Origin of the sequence: Burkholderia sp. Ac-20345, assembly GCF_017104825.1 — a bacterium.
Classification (GTDB): domain Bacteria; phylum Pseudomonadota; class Gammaproteobacteria; order Burkholderiales; family Burkholderiaceae; genus Burkholderia; species Burkholderia lata_B.
On the sequence record NZ_JAAGPO010000031.1, the window covers coordinates 13,777 to 29,202 of the forward strand.

The 15,426-nt window shown below is 63.4% G+C and carries 13 protein-coding genes and 1 pseudogene; 13 read left to right on the forward strand and 1 reads right to left on the reverse strand.

What is annotated here, in order from left to right; all coding sequences use genetic code 11:
* Positions 1-17 precede the first annotated feature (17 nt).
* The 13 genes and pseudogenes from G3O06_RS14195 (at position 18) to G3O06_RS14255 (ending at position 14,213) form a co-directional block, all read left to right on the forward strand.
* Positions 18-1,340, forward strand: coding sequence for an LLM class flavin-dependent oxidoreductase (locus tag G3O06_RS14195; protein ID WP_205816436.1), 1,323 nt, complete (start codon positions 18-20; stop codon positions 1,338-1,340).
* Between the two features lie 32 nt (positions 1,341-1,372).
* A complete protein-coding gene (locus G3O06_RS14200) occupies positions 1,373-3,184 on the forward strand; it encodes an amino acid ABC transporter permease/ATP-binding protein (RefSeq protein ID WP_205816437.1) in 1,812 nt (603 codons plus the stop codon).
* A gap of 67 nt (positions 3,185-3,251) precedes the next feature.
* Positions 3,252-4,301: an LLM class flavin-dependent oxidoreductase gene (locus tag G3O06_RS14205; RefSeq protein ID WP_241019941.1), complete on the forward strand. Its 1,050-nt coding sequence runs from the start codon at positions 3,252-3,254 to the stop codon at positions 4,299-4,301.
* A gap of 203 nt (positions 4,302-4,504) precedes the next feature.
* Positions 4,505-5,200 (forward strand): energy transducer TonB, encoded by a 696-nt coding sequence (locus G3O06_RS14210; RefSeq protein WP_205816438.1) that lies wholly within the window; start codon positions 4,505-4,507, stop codon positions 5,198-5,200.
* 73 nt (positions 5,201-5,273) lie between these two features.
* Positions 5,274-6,212, forward strand: a complete 939-nt coding sequence (locus G3O06_RS14215) for a MotA/TolQ/ExbB proton channel family protein (protein WP_205816439.1) — start codon at positions 5,274-5,276, stop codon at positions 6,210-6,212.
* A 12-nt stretch (positions 6,213-6,224) separates the two neighbouring features.
* Positions 6,225-6,647, forward strand: coding sequence for a biopolymer transporter ExbD (locus G3O06_RS14220; RefSeq protein WP_205816440.1), 423 nt, complete (start codon positions 6,225-6,227; stop codon positions 6,645-6,647).
* Positions 6,648-6,659: 12 nt separating this feature from the next.
* Positions 6,660-7,091: a biopolymer transporter ExbD gene (locus G3O06_RS14225; protein ID WP_205816441.1), complete on the forward strand. Its 432-nt coding sequence runs from the start codon at positions 6,660-6,662 to the stop codon at positions 7,089-7,091.
* Positions 7,092-7,253: 162 nt separating this feature from the next.
* Entirely contained in the window at positions 7,254-8,597 is a 1,344-nt protein-coding gene (locus G3O06_RS14230) for an LLM class flavin-dependent oxidoreductase (protein WP_205816442.1), read from the forward strand.
* A gap of 230 nt (positions 8,598-8,827) precedes the next feature.
* The gene (locus tag G3O06_RS14235) at positions 8,828-9,631 is read left to right on the forward strand and encodes a transporter substrate-binding domain-containing protein (protein WP_205816443.1); all 804 of its coding nucleotides are present in this window, start codon (positions 8,828-8,830) and stop codon (positions 9,629-9,631) included.
* A gap of 4 nt (positions 9,632-9,635) precedes the next feature.
* Complete coding sequence (locus G3O06_RS14240) at positions 9,636-10,370, forward strand: ABC transporter permease subunit (protein WP_205816444.1); 735 nt, start codon at positions 9,636-9,638, stop codon at positions 10,368-10,370.
* Positions 10,367-11,134, forward strand: a complete 768-nt coding sequence (locus tag G3O06_RS14245) for an ABC transporter permease subunit (RefSeq protein WP_205816445.1) — start codon at positions 10,367-10,369, stop codon at positions 11,132-11,134. The genes G3O06_RS14240 and G3O06_RS14245 overlap by 4 nt, the downstream gene beginning before the upstream one ends.
* A 26-nt stretch (positions 11,135-11,160) precedes the next feature.
* Positions 11,161-12,543: an NtaA/DmoA family FMN-dependent monooxygenase gene (locus G3O06_RS14250; RefSeq protein WP_205816446.1), complete on the forward strand. Its 1,383-nt coding sequence runs from the start codon at positions 11,161-11,163 to the stop codon at positions 12,541-12,543.
* 416 nt (positions 12,544-12,959) lie between these two features.
* Positions 12,960-14,213: pseudogene (locus G3O06_RS14255) on the forward strand (integrase arm-type DNA-binding domain-containing protein).
* 346 nt (positions 14,214-14,559) lie between these two features.
* Here G3O06_RS14255 and G3O06_RS14260 read toward each other — a convergent pair.
* On the reverse strand, positions 14,560-14,853 hold the full coding sequence (locus G3O06_RS14260) for an H-NS histone family protein (RefSeq protein WP_205816447.1): 294 nt from the start codon (positions 14,851-14,853) through the stop codon (positions 14,560-14,562).
* Positions 14,854-15,426 lie beyond the last annotated feature (573 nt).

A 15,426-nucleotide genomic window follows, 5' to 3' on the forward strand; every position in this document is an offset into this window, starting at 1 on the left:
AGCACGCGGATTCGAACATGACCCAACGCAACCTCACTTTCGGCCTGATACTGCATGGCGCAGGCGGCCACATGAATTCCTGGAAGCATCCCGCCGGTCCCGCCGATGCGAGCGTCAACATCGATTTCGTAACCGGGATCGCGCAGAAGGCCGAAGCCAACGGCGTGGCATTCGTGTTCGTCGCGGATGGCCTTTACATCAACGAGAAGTCGATCCCGCATTTCCTGAACCGCTTCGAGCCGATCTCGATTCTTTCCGCGCTTGCGACGGCCACATCGAACATCGGACTGGCGGGCACGTTGTCCACGTCGTACAGCCATCCGTTCACGGTGGCCCGCCAGTTCGCGTCGCTGGACCTGATCAGCGGCGGTCGGGCCGGGTGGAACGTCGTGACTTCGCCGCTCGAAGGCTCCGCGAAGAACTACGGCGGCGAACATCCGGATCATGCGCTGCGTTATGAGATCGCCGATGAATATCTGGAGGCGGTGCAGGGCCTGTGGGACAGCTGGGACGACGACGCCTTCGTGCGCGATCGCACGAGCGGCCGCTTCTTCGAACGCGACAAGCTCCACACGCTGAACCACAAGGGGCGCTTCTTCGAGGTGGCCGGGCCGCTGAACATCCAGCGTTCGCCACAGGGGCAGCCGGTGATCTTCCAGGCGGGATCGTCGGATGCCGGCATCGGGCTGGCAGGCAAGTATGCCGATGCCGTGTTCACCCATGCGCCGTCGCTGGACGAGACACGTGAATTTGCCGAACGTGTGCGCGATAGCGCGGTGGCACACGGCCGCGCGCGCACCGACGTGAAGATTTTCCCCGGTATCGGACCGATCGTCGGTGCGACGCGCGAGGAAGCCGAGGAGAAGTACCGCGCGATTCGCGACCTGCTCACGATCGACGAGGCGCTGGCCTATCTCGGCCGCTTCTTCGAGCATCACGATTTTTCGCAGTATCCGCTCGACGCGCCGTTTCCGGAGCTGGGCGAGCTCGGCAGGAACAGTTTCCGTTCCACCACCGATCGCATCAAGGACGAGGCCAGGCGAAACGGTTCGACGCTCAGGGAAGTGGCGCTCGACGTGGCGACGCCGAAGCCCGGGTTCATCGGCACCGGGGAGCAGGTTGCGGAGGAACTGATCCGCTGGTTCGACGCGGGTGCGGCCGACGGCTTCATCCTCGGCTTCCAGGTGCAGACGGAAGGACTCGAGGATTTCGTCCGCTACGTGATTCCCGCGCTCGAGGCGCGGGGCCGCTACCACCGTGCGTTACCGGGTGCCACGCTGCGGGACCATCTCGGCTTGCCGCGCCGCGCGAGCCGCTACGCAACCGCAGAGACTGCGTGATCGGTCGACTTGACATGCGCAAAGGCAGCGTGATGAACGATATTTCCAGGATCGCCGGGCATGCGCCCTTCGTGGCCGAAGGCGCGTCATCGGCGGCACCCGACTACACGCAATACCGTGTCGTTCCCGCACGCCATCCCGCAAGGGCGATCGGGACCGTCGCGGCGATCGTGCTGATCGCTACCGTTTTCTATTCGGTGCTCGACAACCCGCATTGGGGCTGGCACGTCTTTGCGCAGTGGTTTTTCTCCGCGGCCGTGCTCGCGGGGCTCGGGCAGACGCTGCTGTTGACGGCGCTCGGTGCGGTGCTCGGCTTCGCGCTGGCCATTCCGCTCGCGCTGGCGCGACTTTCGCGTTCGCCGCTGTTGTCCTCGTGCGCGTGGGCATATACCTGGCTGTTTCGTTCGATTCCGACCATCGTCCTGCTGCTGTTGCTGAACAATCTCGGCTATCTGTACGACACGGTCAGGCTCGGGATCCCGTTCACGAATATCGTGTTCCTGCACGGCCCGACCACGGACCTGATTACGCCGTTCATGGCGGCGATCCTGGGGCTGACGCTGACCCAGGCCGCGTTCGCGGCGGAAGCGATCCGCGGCGGCATCCTGTCGGTCGACCAGGGGCAACGCGAGGCCGCGGCGGCGCTCGGTTTGCCGCGCGCGCGGCAGACCTGGCGCATCGTGCTGCCTCAGGCGATGCGCGCGATCCTGCCTGCCGCGTTCAACGATGTGATCGGCCTGGCGAAGGGGACGGCCGTCGTCTATATCCTCGCGATGCCGGATCTCTTCTACACGGTCCAGATCATCTACCACCGCAATCTGGAAGTGATTCCGATGCTGATGGTCGCGACCGTCTGGTATCTGGTCATCCTGACCGCCTTGTCGGCGATCCAGGTGCATATCGAGCGTCACTATGCGCGCGGTGCGACACGCGACCAGGTGGCCGTATCGCCCATCTCCGTGCTTCTGCGCAAAGGCTTTCATGCGGTCGAGACGCTGTTTTCCAGGGGCGTGGTGGCGGGAAAGCAGCCAGACAACGCCGCGGCGGCGGGCGCCGAGACGACCGGTTGGGCGAAGCAGCGCGTCGGGGCGGCCGTCGGCATTCATCGCATATCGAAGCGCTTTGGGCCGCAGAAAGTACTCGACGACGTTTCGCTGACGATCCCGTCCGGGAGCGTGACGGTCATTCTGGGGCAGTCGGGCTCCGGCAAGTCGACGCTGTTGCGCACCATCAATCACCTCGAGCGTGTGGACGAGGGCTTCATCGACATTGACGGCGAACTGGTCGGTTATCGCCGTGACGGGCGCACGCTCCACGAACTCAAGGAAAAGGACATCCTGCGTCGCCGTGCCGAGGTCGGCATGGTGTTTCAGAGCTTCAACCTGTTCCCGCATTTGACCGTGCTCGACAACATTATCGAGGCACCGGTTGCGGCAGGGCTGCCGCGCGCCCGTGCGGAAGCGGAAGCACGTACGCTGCTCGCCCGCGTAGGTCTGGCCGGCAAGGCCGATGCATGGCCGCGTCAGCTGTCCGGCGGGCAGCAGCAACGCGTGGCGATCGCACGCGCACTCGCGCTCAAGCCCAAGGTGTTGCTGTTCGACGAGCCGACTTCCGCGCTCGACCCGGAACTCGTCAACGAGGTTCTCGACGTGATTCGTCAGCTCGCCCGCTCCGGAACCACGCTGATCATCGTAACGCACGAGATCGGCTTTGCGCGAGAAGTGGCCGACACGATCGTTTTCATGGATGGCGGGCGCGTCGTGGAGTCTGGGCCGCCGTCGGCGGTGCTGGCGGCACCTTCGCATCCGCGTACGCGCGAATTCCTGTCCAAGGTGCTGTCGTAGCCATGTGTCGTTCCCCCCGCTCGCGGCGGGCACGACATCGCATGGGCACCGTGGCAAATGACGAAGGATGGAAAAGGTGAGCAACGGACGAATTGATCACATTGCATTTCTCACGCCGGGGAATTATCCCGACGAGGACGCAGCCTCCGGATTCGAGCGCACGCTCGAACTGTTCCGCGTGGGCGAGACGCTCGGCTACGACAGTGCTTGGGTACGGCAGCGTCATCTCGAGCGCGCCGTGTCCTCGGCCGCCACGTTCCTCGCCGCGGCGAGCCAGCGGACGACCCGGATCGGACTCGGTGCGGCGGTGATCCAGATGGGCTATGAGAATCCGTTCCGGCTGGCCGAGGATCTGGCGACCGTGGACGTGCTGTCGAACGGGCGGCTCAATGTCGGACTCAGCGCGGGCGCACCGAATCACGGCGCGCTGCTGGGCGAGCGTCTGTTCGATACCGATCCCGACCTGGTCGACTTCTCGCATGCGCGTGTGGCTCGCCTGCGTCGCAATCTCGCAGGCGACTGGCTGGGTGACGACGACACGTTCGTGGAATCCGCCGCCGGCCGGGTGCGGCCGCGGGTGAGCCCGCATGCGCCAGGTTTGACGGATCGGCTCTGGTATGGCGGGGGTTCCAGGCGCTCGATCGAGTGGACTGCCAGAAACGGCTTCAACTTGCTGATCGGCAATCTGACCACGGGCGAGGGGACCGACAGTTATGTCGACGCCCAGCTTCGGCAACTCGAGCTGTACCGCCGTCACTGGAGCGCCACCACCGCGCCGCGTATCGCGCTGGGGCGTGTGATCGTGCCGACCGACAGTGCGAATGCGCGGGACCGCGAACGCTATCAGGCGTTTGCCGACGCGCGCCATGCCCGCACGCTGGCGCCGCAGGGCGAACGGCGCACGCTCTTCGCACCGGATCTCGTCGGCACTTCGGACGAGATCGTGGAGCGGTTGCTTGCCGACCCTGTAGTGGGACAAGTGCGGGAACTGCGCCTCGAATTGCCTTACGACCTGCCGTTCGAGAATTACCGGCAGATCCTCGAGGATTTCGTTGCGCATATCGCTCCGGCACTCGGCTGGCGTCCGGCCGACCGGCGAGAACCGGTCGCGGCCTGACGGGATCGATACGACATGCGTCGGGCGGCGTTCACGACTGATATTGGCGACGGGCCGGATGTGGCCCATCGGACCGGGACCGTCTTGCCGACGCATGCGTGGACGGTCAAGCGCCGACGAATCGCTTGCGCTGTCGTTTGTGCGCGGGCCCGCCGATGCAAAGGCGGCGCCGGACACCCGACCTTATTGCCTTTGGATTGAACATGACTAGCGCCACTCAAACCCGACACGCGGCAATCGGCCGTCCGCGCCAGTTCGGCAAAAAACGGACTCACCCGGTCCGTCGCTTCGGCGGCATCGCGATTGCCATTGGCCTGCATCTCGTCCTGATATGGGCGCTGGTGAACGGCCTGGCGACCCGGGTCGTTCAGATCGTTCAGCAACCGATCGAGACCCGCATCATCGTCCCGGTGAAACCGCCGCCACCGCCCCCGCCGCCGAAGCCGGTCGAGAAGGTTGTGTCGAAGCCGCGGGTTGCGCCCCCGCCCCCGCCGTTCGTGCCGCCCCCGGAGGTGCACGTGCAGGCTCCGCCGCAACCGACCATTACGCACCAGGCCGCGCCGGCACCGAGCGCACCCGTGCACGAGGCGCCCCCCGCGCCTGTGCCGGCGCCGGTCGCCAGGCCGGTGAACCAGGAGATCGGTGTCGTCTGCCCGAATTCGGACGAGGTCCGCTCGTCGATCGTGTATCCGCCGGAGGCGCAGGACAACAACATCACGGGCGATGTGACGGTCGAATTTACGGTGGACCCGGACGGCCGCGTCTCGAACCTGCGACTCGCGCAGCCGGCGGACCCGGTGCTCAATCGTGCGGCGCTCAATGCGGTCAAGCGCTTTCGCTGCATCGCGCAGGGGCAGCCCGTGCGGGTGCGGGTGCCGTTTTCCTTCAATTTGAATTGACGCAGGCCACGGCAGGTCGTTCGACTTGGCCAGTTTCACGAATCGACACACGACGTATACAGATGGAGTCCCTATGAAAAAGCGCTTTCGCGCCGCACTCGCGGCAAGTTTGATGATCACCGCCGGCATCGGCGGCACGCTGGTCGCACCGCAAGCCGTGCTCGCACAGGAAGGAGCGGCATCGGCGCCGGGCCAGGCGGCATCCGGCGCGGCACTGACCGCGCCGGCACCGGCTGCCGCAAGTGCGGCCGATCAAGCGGTGCCGCCGCCCGCGCCCGCGACGTCGGCAACCATCGAGAACCCATACGGCCTCGGTGCCCTGTGGGCAAACGGTGACTTCGTGGCCCGCTTCGTCCTTGGGCTGCTCGTGGTCATGTCGCTCGGCAGCTGGTACATCATGATCACCAAATTCCTCGAGCAGGTGCGGGCAAACAGCCGCGCGAAATCGGCCGACGAGCAGGTCTGGAATGCGCCGACGCTGGCCGAGGGCGCGGCCCAGCTCGATGATGCGTCGCCATTCCGTTTCATCGCCGAGAACGCGATCGAGGCCGGGGAGCATCACGACACGGCGCTGCTCGATTCGGTCGACCGCAATACCTGGATCGACCTGAACATCGAGCGTTCGATCACCAACGTGTCGAACCGGCTGCAGGACGGCCTGGCGTTTCTGGGCACGGTGGGGTCCACGGCGCCGTTCGTCGGCTTGTTCGGCACCGTGTGGGGTATTTATCACGCGCTGACGGCCATCGGCATCGCGGGCCAGGCATCGATCGACAAGGTCGCCGGCCCGGTGGGCGAGGCGCTGATCATGACCGCGATCGGCCTTGCGGTGGCCGTGCCGGCCGTCCTCGGCTACAACTTCCTCGTGCGCCGGAACAAGTCCGTGATGGAGCGCGTGCGCGACTTCGGCGCACAGCTGCATACGGTATTGCTCGCGGGCGGTCGGCGGGCGGCCGGCAGCATCGCGACGCCTGCGGCACAGTCGCCGCAGGCGCTGGCGGTTCAGTCATGAGCGGGGGCTGTCATGGCGATCAGTGTCGGCAGTGACGACAACGACGAGGTCATCTCGGCGATCAACACGACACCGCTCGTGGACGTGATGCTGGTGTTGCTGATCATCTTCCTGATCACGATCCCGGTGGTGACCCATACGATCCAGGTGAAGTTGCCGAATGAGCGGATACAGCCGCTGCAGACGCAGCCGAAAAGCATCGAGCTCGCGGTGAACCGGCAGGGCGACATCTTCTGGGGCACCGAGCATGTGGACCTGCAGACGCTCGTGGCGCGGCTAAAAGACGTTTCCGGGCAGGCGCCGCAGCCGGACGTGCATGTGCGCGGCGACCAGGCCACGCCGTACCAGTACATCGGCAAGGTCGTGACGGCGTGCGAGCGGGCAGGGATCGGCAAGGTTGCTTTCATTACGGAGCCGCCCGCACGGGGCAGCTAGGGAGTTCGAACGATGGGTATGAACGTAGGTTCCGGTGCAAGCAGGGACGAGCCGGACGTGATGGTGGACATCAACACCACGCCGCTGATCGACGTCATGCTGGTGCTGCTGATCATGTTGATCATCACCATCCCGATCCAGATGCATTCGGTGAAGATGAACCTGCCGGTGGGGAATCCGCCTGTCCCGCCGCATCCGCCTCAGGTCGTGCAGATCGACATCGGCGCGGACGGCTCGGTCAACTGGAACGGTGCGGCCGTGCGCGGAGGGGCGGCTCTGGACGCGAAGTTTCGCGAGGTGGCGGCCGAGTCCGACCAGGACGAGATCCGGTTGCGCCCGGACAAGGCGGCACCTTACCGGGCGGTGGCCGAAGTGCTGGCCTCGGCCCAGCGCGAAGGGGCGACGAAGATCGGGCTGATCGGCAACGAGCAGTTCATGCAGTGAATCTTGTGAAAGCCCTGATGAACGCTTCACCGTCAGGGCAGGACGGCCGACCGTCAATCACGGGGCGAGCGATCGTTCTCCGCACCGCGATACCCATGATGGTGGTGCGAAAAGCACAGAATTCCTTCCATTAACATCAGTACAACAAAAGACAATGTGATCATGAGCGAAACGCAGGCGGTGCGGCAGAACGGGCGTTCCAGGCAGATTCATCTCGGCGCGACGATTCACGGGCCCGGCGGGCATTACGCGGGATGGCGTCATCCTGACGCGGTGATCGACGCAAGCATCAACCCGGACTTCGCGAAGAACGTTGCCCGGCAGGCCGAGGCGGGCAAGTTCGATTTCGTGTTCGTTGCGGACGGCCTGCATATCAACACGAAGTCGATTCCGCACTTCCTGAACCGCTTCGAGCCGCTCACGCTGCTGGCGGCACTGTCGGCCGTCACGGAACGGGTGGGGCTAGTCGGTACCTTGTCGACGTCCTATAGCGAGCCGTTCACGGTGGCGAGGCAGTTCGCGAGCCTGGATCACCTGAGCCGGGGGCGCGCGGCCTGGAACGTCGTGACGTCCCCGCTCGAAGGTTCCGCACGGAATTTTTCGCGCACCGAGCATCCCGAGCATGACGAACGTTACCGGATCGCCGACGAATATCTCGAGGTCACGAAGGGTCTCTGGGATTCATGGGAGGAAGATGCGTTCGTGCGCGACCGCGCGAGCGGGGTGTTCTTCGATCCGGCCAAGCTCCATACGCTCAATCACAAAGGCAAGTATTTCTCTGTCGAGGGGCCGCTGAACGTGGGGCGTACGCCGCAGGCTCGCCCCATCCTGTTTCAGGCCGGCGCGTCCGATGCCGGCAAGCAACTCGCTGCGAGGCATGCAGATGCCGTGTTCACCCATCACGATACGCTGGCACAGGCGCGCGAATTCTATGCCGATCTCAAGCACCAGGTGATCGAGCAGGGGAGGCACCCCGACGACCTGAAGGTATTCCAGGGGATTGGTGTAATCGTGGGCGGCTCAGCCGAGGAGGCGGAACGGCAATACCAGGAGAGCCTGAAACTGATCACGATCGAGAGCGCGCTCGATCATCTCGGCCGGTTTTTCGAGCATCACGATTTCAGCCGGTATCCGCTTGACGAATCATTTCCGGAGATCGGCGACCTCGGAAGCAACAGCTTCCGCAGCGGGACGGACGAGATCAAGCGCAATGCTCGCGAGCGCGGACTGACGTTGCGCCAGGTCGCCCTCGAGTCGGCTGCACCGCGTCCGCGTTTCATCGGCACGCCGGAGCGCATCGCGGATGGCTTGCAGGAATGGTTCGAGGCGGACGCAGCGGACGGTTTCATCGTCGGTGGCGGTACGCCTGCGGCGTTCACCGACTTCGTCGAACAGGTGGTGCCGATCCTTCGGGAACGCGGCCTGTTTCGCGCCGAGTACGAAGGCACGACCTTACGTGACCATCTCGATGTACGCTATCCGCGCAATCGCTACGCGGCGGCATGAACTTGGCGGTAACTTGCTCGCCAGCCGGGCTGGCGCGATCGTGCAACGATCCGCAACCCGGCTGCTCGGCGCGGACCGGTTCGATCAACGTGCCCTTTTCCGCATATCGCCCGATCAGATAACTATCGAAAAAATAACCATTTGGTACACGCATCGGCAGGTACTAAAGTCACGCATCCCGATGCCGGTGCGACACCGGCGATGTCGACGTTATCTGAGAAACCTGCCAAATGAATCGTTCGATGTATTCAACGGTCCGCCATGCTGCGGCCGCGCTGTTCGTACTCGGTCTTGTGCCGGTAGTCCATGCGGCTCAACCGGTACTGCGCGTCGGCATTGACGCCGAGTCGTACCCGCCGTTCTTCTCGAAGGATGCAGCCGGCAAGTGGAAAGGCTGGGAAGTCGACCTGCTCGACGCCGCATGCGGCAAGCTCAATGTGCGCTGCGAACTCACCGACATCGCATGGGACGGGCTGATCCCGGCGCTGCAGAACCGCAAGATCGACGTGATCTGGTCGTCGATGACGATCACCGGCGAACGGCAGAAGGCGATCGACTTCAGTCGCGCCTATTACGAATCGCCGACGGTATTCGTCGGCGCGAAAAGCGATCGACGTCGTATCGATTGTGCGGTGCCCGCAACCTTCAAGGATCGCGTGATCGGCGTGGAGGCCGGCACGAATTTCTCGGCATTCCTCGATGCACGCTTCAAGCGTGACGCGCAAATCAAGGCGTTCGACAAATTCGACAACGCGCTCGCGGATCTGGTCTCTGGCCGGGTCGATTACGTGCAGGAAGCGAAGGGCTTGTTTACGGCCTTCCTGTCGTCGCGCGACGGGAAGGATTTCGAGGTCAAGGCTACCTGCGCGGACAACCCGGTGCTGGGTCTCGGTATCGGCGCGGGCGTGCGGCAAGGCGATGCATTGCGTGGCCGGTTGTCGACCGTGATTGCGCAACTGCAGCAGGATGGCACGTGGGATACGATCACCGCGCGCTATCCCAACCTGAAGGGTACGATCGAGAAGGGTCGTTGAGCCGATGGCCGCGGATGATTCGCTGCTGGCATTGCTTGCGTTCGGCGACGGCGGTTACGGCCGCATCTTCGCCGGCGCGTTCGCACTGACGCTCGGCGTCGCGTCGGCGTCGTTCTGCGCCGGGACGCTGCTCGGCATTGTTGGTGCGCTCGGCAAGCTGTCGCGGCACGCGTGGCTGACGTGGCTCGCACGGCTTTACACGACACTCGTGCGCTCGCTGCCCGAACTGTTGTGCCTGCTGCTCGCTTTCTATGCGGTCGCACCCGCGCTCGAGGCCGTTCTGCATCGTAGCGGTCTGGTATCCGACGGCTTTGCATTCGATCCGTTCGTGGTGGCGGCGTTGTCGCTCGGCTTTATCCAGGGCGCTTATCTGACCGACATCTTCCGCGCGGCGCTCGTCAACGTACCGGTGGGGCAGATCGAGGCCGCGCACGCGTACGGAATGAGCCCGTGGCAAACCCTGACACGCGTCCGGCTTCCAATTGCGGCGCGGCTCGCGCTGCCGGGCGTCGGTAACGTATGGCTGAACGCGACCAAGGATGCGTCGTTCATCAGCGTGCTCGGGTCTTTCACGGATCTGCTGAAGGCGAGCCAGCTCGCCGCCGGTGCGACGCGGCACTACGTTTTCTTTTACCTGGTCACGGCCGCGCTGTTCCTGTTGTTGAGCGTCGCGTCGATGGGCCTTTTCGCCATGCTCGAACGGTACGTGAATCGTGGCACGAGGCTCACCACCGCATGAGTTTTTCGCTGACGTTCCTGCTCGACACGGTAATGCCGAAGCTGCTCGCTGCGGTGCCGACGACCCTGGCGTTGCTGCTGTTGTCGGGTATCGCCAGCGTGGTGATCGGCATTCCGCTCGCGCTTGCGGCCGGTTCGCGTCACGCACCCTGCCGCTGGCCAGCGCGCGGCTGGATCATGCTGATTCGCGGTACACCGCTGCTGGTGCAGCTCTATCTGCTGTATTACGGCTTTGGCCAGATCGTCCCGCGCGAATGGATGCGCGACAGCTGGGCGTCGCCGCTGTTGCGGGACGCGTTCTGGTATGCCGTCATCGCGTTGAGCGTGAACGAGGGAGCCTATGTCGCGACGATCCTGCGCGGCGCGATCGCCGGGGTGCTGGCCGGCGAAATCGAGGCCGGCTATGCATACGGAATGACGCGGGCGAGTGTACTGCGCCGGATCGTCGGTCCGCGTGCGTGGCGACTCGCGCTGCCCGCGCTCACCGGCGAAGCGATCCTGCTGCTGAAATCGACCGTCCTCGCGTCGACCGTCACGGTGTTCGACGTGATGGGGACGGCGAATACGCTTCGCTTCGAAACATTGCGAGTTTGCGAACCGCTGGCCGGCGCGGCGATCGTCTATGTCGTGCTGGTCGCGCTGCTGACGATTCCCGCCGCCCGTCTCGAGAAGCACCTCAACCGCTACCTGACGCGCGAGCCCGACGATCGCACGCCCGCACGGCGCCGCGGCGCATCGTCCGGCGCGTGGGCGGCACCCAACTGATTCCTGCTTTTGCACTGAACACGACGATGTCCGATCCTCGCCCCTTGCTGTTTTCCCTTTATGAACAGGCCAGCGTCGGCTGCGGCGGTGCGCCGAGCCTCTGGACCCATCCTGCCGATGAACGGCTACGCGCGAATACGCTCGCGTACTGGTCGGATCTCGTGCGCAAGGCCGAGCAGGCCGATCTCGACATGCTGTTCTTCGCGGACGTGCTCGGTCTGTATGACATCTATGGCGGGTCGGCCGATGCGGCGCTGCAATGGGCGGTGGAGTCGCCCGCGAACGATCCGATGATGCTGATCCCCGCGCTCGTCGCCCAGACCGAGCGGCTCGCATTCGGCGTGACCGCGAGCACGACGTATGAGCATCCATTCGCGCTCGCGCGGCGCTTCAGCACGCTCGACCACCTGAGCAACGGCCGGATCGGCTGGAACATCGTGACCTCCTACCTGACGAGCGCGGCGCGCAATTTCGGGCTCGACCGGATGATCGGCCACGACGAACGCTACGCACGCGCGGAGGAGATTCTCGACGTCGTGTACAAGCTGTGGGAAGGGAGCTGGGCGGACGACGCCGTTGTGGCCGACAAGCTCGAGCCGCGCTACGCGCGCGGCGACCGTGTGCGGCCGATCGAGCACGTGGGTACCCATTATCGCGTGCGCGGTCCGCACGTCTGTGCGCCGTCGCCGCAGCGCTCGCCGGTGCTGATCCAGGCCGGCTGGTCGGGGCGTGGGCGTGAATTCGCGGCGAAGCATGCCGAAGTGGTGTTCGTCGCGAAGTCGAATCCACACGAGATTCGCACCGGCCTCGATGAAATCCGGCGGCTGGCGGTCGACAACGGTCGTGCAGCGGAGGAGGTGAATGCGCTCACGGTGTTGCGCATCGTGACTGCGCGTTCGTCGGCCGACGCAAAGGAGAAGTACCACGCGTTGCAGCAGCACTATCACCTGCAGGCGCAGCTCGTCAGCTATGCCGGCGATACCGGCATCGACATCGACCGCTATGCGGATGACGAGCCGCTGACGACGCAAACCGAAGGGCTCACGTCCTACGTCGTGCGGCCGGACGGCAGCGGCAAGCCGCTGACCGCAGGTGACGTGCGGCGCAAGTTCGCCAGCGTCACGCGCGGCACCGACCTGATCCTCGTCGGCTCGCCTGACGAAGTCGCCGCCCAACTCGCCGAGCATGCGCGGCAATCGACGACGAGCGGCTACATGCTCAATCCGCTGATCAGCCCGGGTACGCTCGACGATTTTGCCGAATTGATTGTGCCGGAACTGAAAAAGCGCGGCTTGTACAGGACGACGTCGCCGGCCGGTACCTTCCGCTCGCGACTCGGCGGTGGCGATCGCCTGCCGGATAGTGCCTATGGCGCGTCATTCCGGCAATCTGGCGTGACCGGGCGCTGACAAACGCTGCATTTCGCTTGAACACGGTGGTTGCCTGCCGGCTTGTCGGCTACGGCAGCGCACTCCCACATGGCAGCACTGCTTGCCACACCGTTGCGGCTTTTAGGGAGGGCATCGAACGTAACAGAAACCGTGGCGGCAACCGGTGGTGCTTTTTGTCGGAAATCTGCTTGGTATCCCTTTGCCATCAAGGCATTGCGGCCGACATTAGATTGCCGTTGAGCCAAATATGGGTAGAATCGTGGGTAGGGAGCCATCTGAGACGGAGGGAGTCTTACCTGGCGGGCCTGTCCTAGAGGTGGTTGGCGTCGGCTGCCTTCCGCCATGCCGGGCTTCCGCGGCGTTCCTTGATCTTCCTCTGAAAGTCCGCAAGCCCATGATTTTACGGGGTTTTGTGGGTGGGAAAGGAGGGCGGCATGGCAGGACGACAATTGCATCGGCTTAGCGCGCTGCGTGTCGCGAAGGCGGTGGATCCGGGACATTATGCCGACGGCGGTGGCCTCTTCATGCAGATGCCGGCAGTGGCGCACGCTCGTGGGTGTTTCGCTTCACGCTCGACAGGCGAGTGCGCGAAATGGGCCTCGGACCGCTTTCACGAGTCTCGCTTGGTGAAGCGCGAAAGCTGGCCACTCAATACCGCGAGATGGTTCGGGAGCAGATTGACCCCATCCTCGCGCGGCGCGAAGAGCAGCGCCGCCGATTGCTCGACATCTCCATCGATGCCAACGTGACGTTCCGTGAGGCTGCTGAAGCGTTCATTCGAGCGCACGAACCGGAGTGGCGAAACCGGAAGCACAGTCAGCAATGGGGCAATACGCTCAAGACTTACGCCTATCCCATCATCGGCGATGTGCGTGTGCGCGACATCGACACAGCGATGATTGTCCGCATTCTGCAGCCGATTTGGACCAAAAAGGCAGAGACGGCGCGCTGTGTGCGGGGGCGCATCAAGGCGATCCTGGACGCAGAGACCGTGATGGGGCACCGAACCGGTAGTAACCCGGCACGATACGTTGACCATCTGCAACTAGTATTGCCGCGCTCGAAGAAGCGCTCGCAGGTCCGGCATCACGCTGCGTTGCCTTGGGAAGACCTCCCCACATTCATTCAGGAATTGGAACAACGCCCGCGACGGGCGGCAAGAGTGTTGCACTTGCTTGTCCTGACGGCGACTCGCACGAATGAGGCGCGATTTGCGCGGGTTGATGAGTTTGATCTCGACAACCGTGTCGGGAGTATCCCGGGCGATCGCACGAAAAGCGGTCGGCACGCTGCGCGTGCCGCATTGCAAGCGGGCCGTCGAGATTGTACGCAGTGCGCAGTCGAAGGCGAAGTATGGATATTTGTTTCCCGGTTGCACGGAAGGGCGCCCACTGTCGAACATGGCAATGCTGTCCCTGCTGAAACGCATGTCGTATTCCGGGATCACCGTCCACGGTTTTCGGTCGACATTTCGTGACTGGGTTGCCGAATGCACCGACTATCCGGATTCTTTGGCAGAGGAAGCCTTGGCGCACATCATTACTTCGCAGACGATCGCGGCTTATCGGCGTCGCGATCAACTCGAAAGACGGCGGCTCATGATGGAAGACTGGGGTGCGTATTGTTCAAGCGGACGCATGCTTGAAGAGTCAATGGCGCCGGTCATGCCGCAAACGTTCGCTGCCTAAATCGACGCTGCTTCTGTTCTGAAACGGTGCTGCGGGCCGGGTCGGTTTGTACGCGCCCGATATCGCGAGTGCGAGGCTGTGTCGTCGGTATGTCGCTTGATCCTAATGCAATACAGGCCGAATTCATCGACATCTGGCGGTATCACTGCTATATGTGAAATCGAGTCGCCGCGGTGACGAGCGGCATGGATTCCAAAGGACCGCGGGGAGTCTTCAACGTTGGGCAACTAAGGCGGATCTGAAGCGCTTGGGCCGGCGCGGCTTGATGCAGATTCAATGGGCCTGCAGCATGAAACTGCAAGCCCAGAGAGTGTCCGTAGGGCGACCGATCGCTACGCTGCGGTGATCATTCGGCGATCAAGAAGCGATCACGTTTCTTACCCTTGATCCATGACGGTTCGCGGCCACGCCCGCTCCACGTCTTGCCCGTTTTCGGATCCTGATACTTCGGCGTCGCGGATTGGCTGCCATTCGTGCTACGTGTGCGCTTACGGCCGAAGACCTGTTCCGGCGTGAGACCATACTCTTGAATACGGGCGCGAACTTCTTCGAGCACGGTCTCTAGTTCGACCTGCCGAGCTTCTTCCGCTTGCACGAGCAGTGCATCAGCCTTGGCTTTCAACTCTTGATAGGTGGCCATTCTTCACTCCACGTGGTTAAAAGAAACAGTATTGAAATGGTCGCTTCGAAGAGTCCAATTCGGCGCGACGCATCGGGTCTGCGACATGTCATTGTCGGCAGCGCAATGGGGATGATTGCGCGATTTTCTCATCGTTTGGACCAGGAGTCGACCATTTATCGCGTCCGAGGCCGCCGACCTGGTGGAACAATCGAAGCCGTACATTGGACTATGCGGTTGGGTACGCGAATTACCGACGATCATCAGTGGCTTGTTGGGCGGTCGCCCGTTGTGCTCGCCGGTCTGGTCTGCCAGGGCGCATTGGGGCCGTCTCCATTGGATTGCGTCGGAGGGACTATGAGGAGGCCCATTTTGAAATCGTCGGCTCCGCCAAAGCGTAAAACTTCAGACAAGCCTTCTTATTTTTTTGCACGTGCATGATCTCGTGCAACTGATAGACCAATTCCGCGCCGATGTTGTGGTGGAGTGTTTCGTTTTTCCATATCGTTCAACTGCACAGGCGCGCTGATCAGTGCACCCCCAATCTTCACAGTTGACACTGTTGCGAGAAGGAACGAAAAAAGACTCACCGAT

Bases quoted from the DNA above. Each gene is read 5' to 3' on its own strand.
- G3O06_RS14220 (WP_205816440.1), top strand. From the start codon at position 6,225: ATGGCGATCAGTGTCGGCAGTGACGACAACGACGAGGTCATCTCGGCG.
- G3O06_RS14235 (WP_205816443.1), top strand. From the start codon at position 8,828: ATGAATCGTTCGATGTATTCAACGGTCCGCCATGCTGCGGCCGCGCTG.
- G3O06_RS14230 (WP_205816442.1), top strand. From the start codon at position 7,254: ATGAGCGAAACGCAGGCGGTGCGGCAGAACGGGCGTTCCAGGCAGATT.
- G3O06_RS14205 (WP_241019941.1), top strand. From the start codon at position 3,252: ATGGAAAAGGTGAGCAACGGACGAATTGATCACATTGCATTTCTCACG.
- G3O06_RS14240 (WP_205816444.1), top strand. From the start codon at position 9,636: ATGGCCGCGGATGATTCGCTGCTGGCATTGCTTGCGTTCGGCGACGGC.
- G3O06_RS14225 (WP_205816441.1), top strand. From the start codon at position 6,660: ATGGGTATGAACGTAGGTTCCGGTGCAAGCAGGGACGAGCCGGACGTG.
- G3O06_RS14215 (WP_205816439.1), top strand. From the start codon at position 5,274: ATGAAAAAGCGCTTTCGCGCCGCACTCGCGGCAAGTTTGATGATCACC.
- G3O06_RS14260 (WP_205816447.1), bottom strand. From the start codon at position 14,853: ATGGCCACCTATCAAGAGTTGAAAGCCAAGGCTGATGCACTGCTCGTG.
- G3O06_RS14250 (WP_205816446.1), top strand. From the start codon at position 11,161: ATGTCCGATCCTCGCCCCTTGCTGTTTTCCCTTTATGAACAGGCCAGC.
- G3O06_RS14200 (WP_205816437.1), top strand. From the start codon at position 1,373: ATGAACGATATTTCCAGGATCGCCGGGCATGCGCCCTTCGTGGCCGAA.
- G3O06_RS14195 (WP_205816436.1), top strand. From the start codon at position 18: ATGACCCAACGCAACCTCACTTTCGGCCTGATACTGCATGGCGCAGGC.
- G3O06_RS14245 (WP_205816445.1), top strand. From the start codon at position 10,367: ATGAGTTTTTCGCTGACGTTCCTGCTCGACACGGTAATGCCGAAGCTG.
- G3O06_RS14210 (WP_205816438.1), top strand. From the start codon at position 4,505: ATGACTAGCGCCACTCAAACCCGACACGCGGCAATCGGCCGTCCGCGC.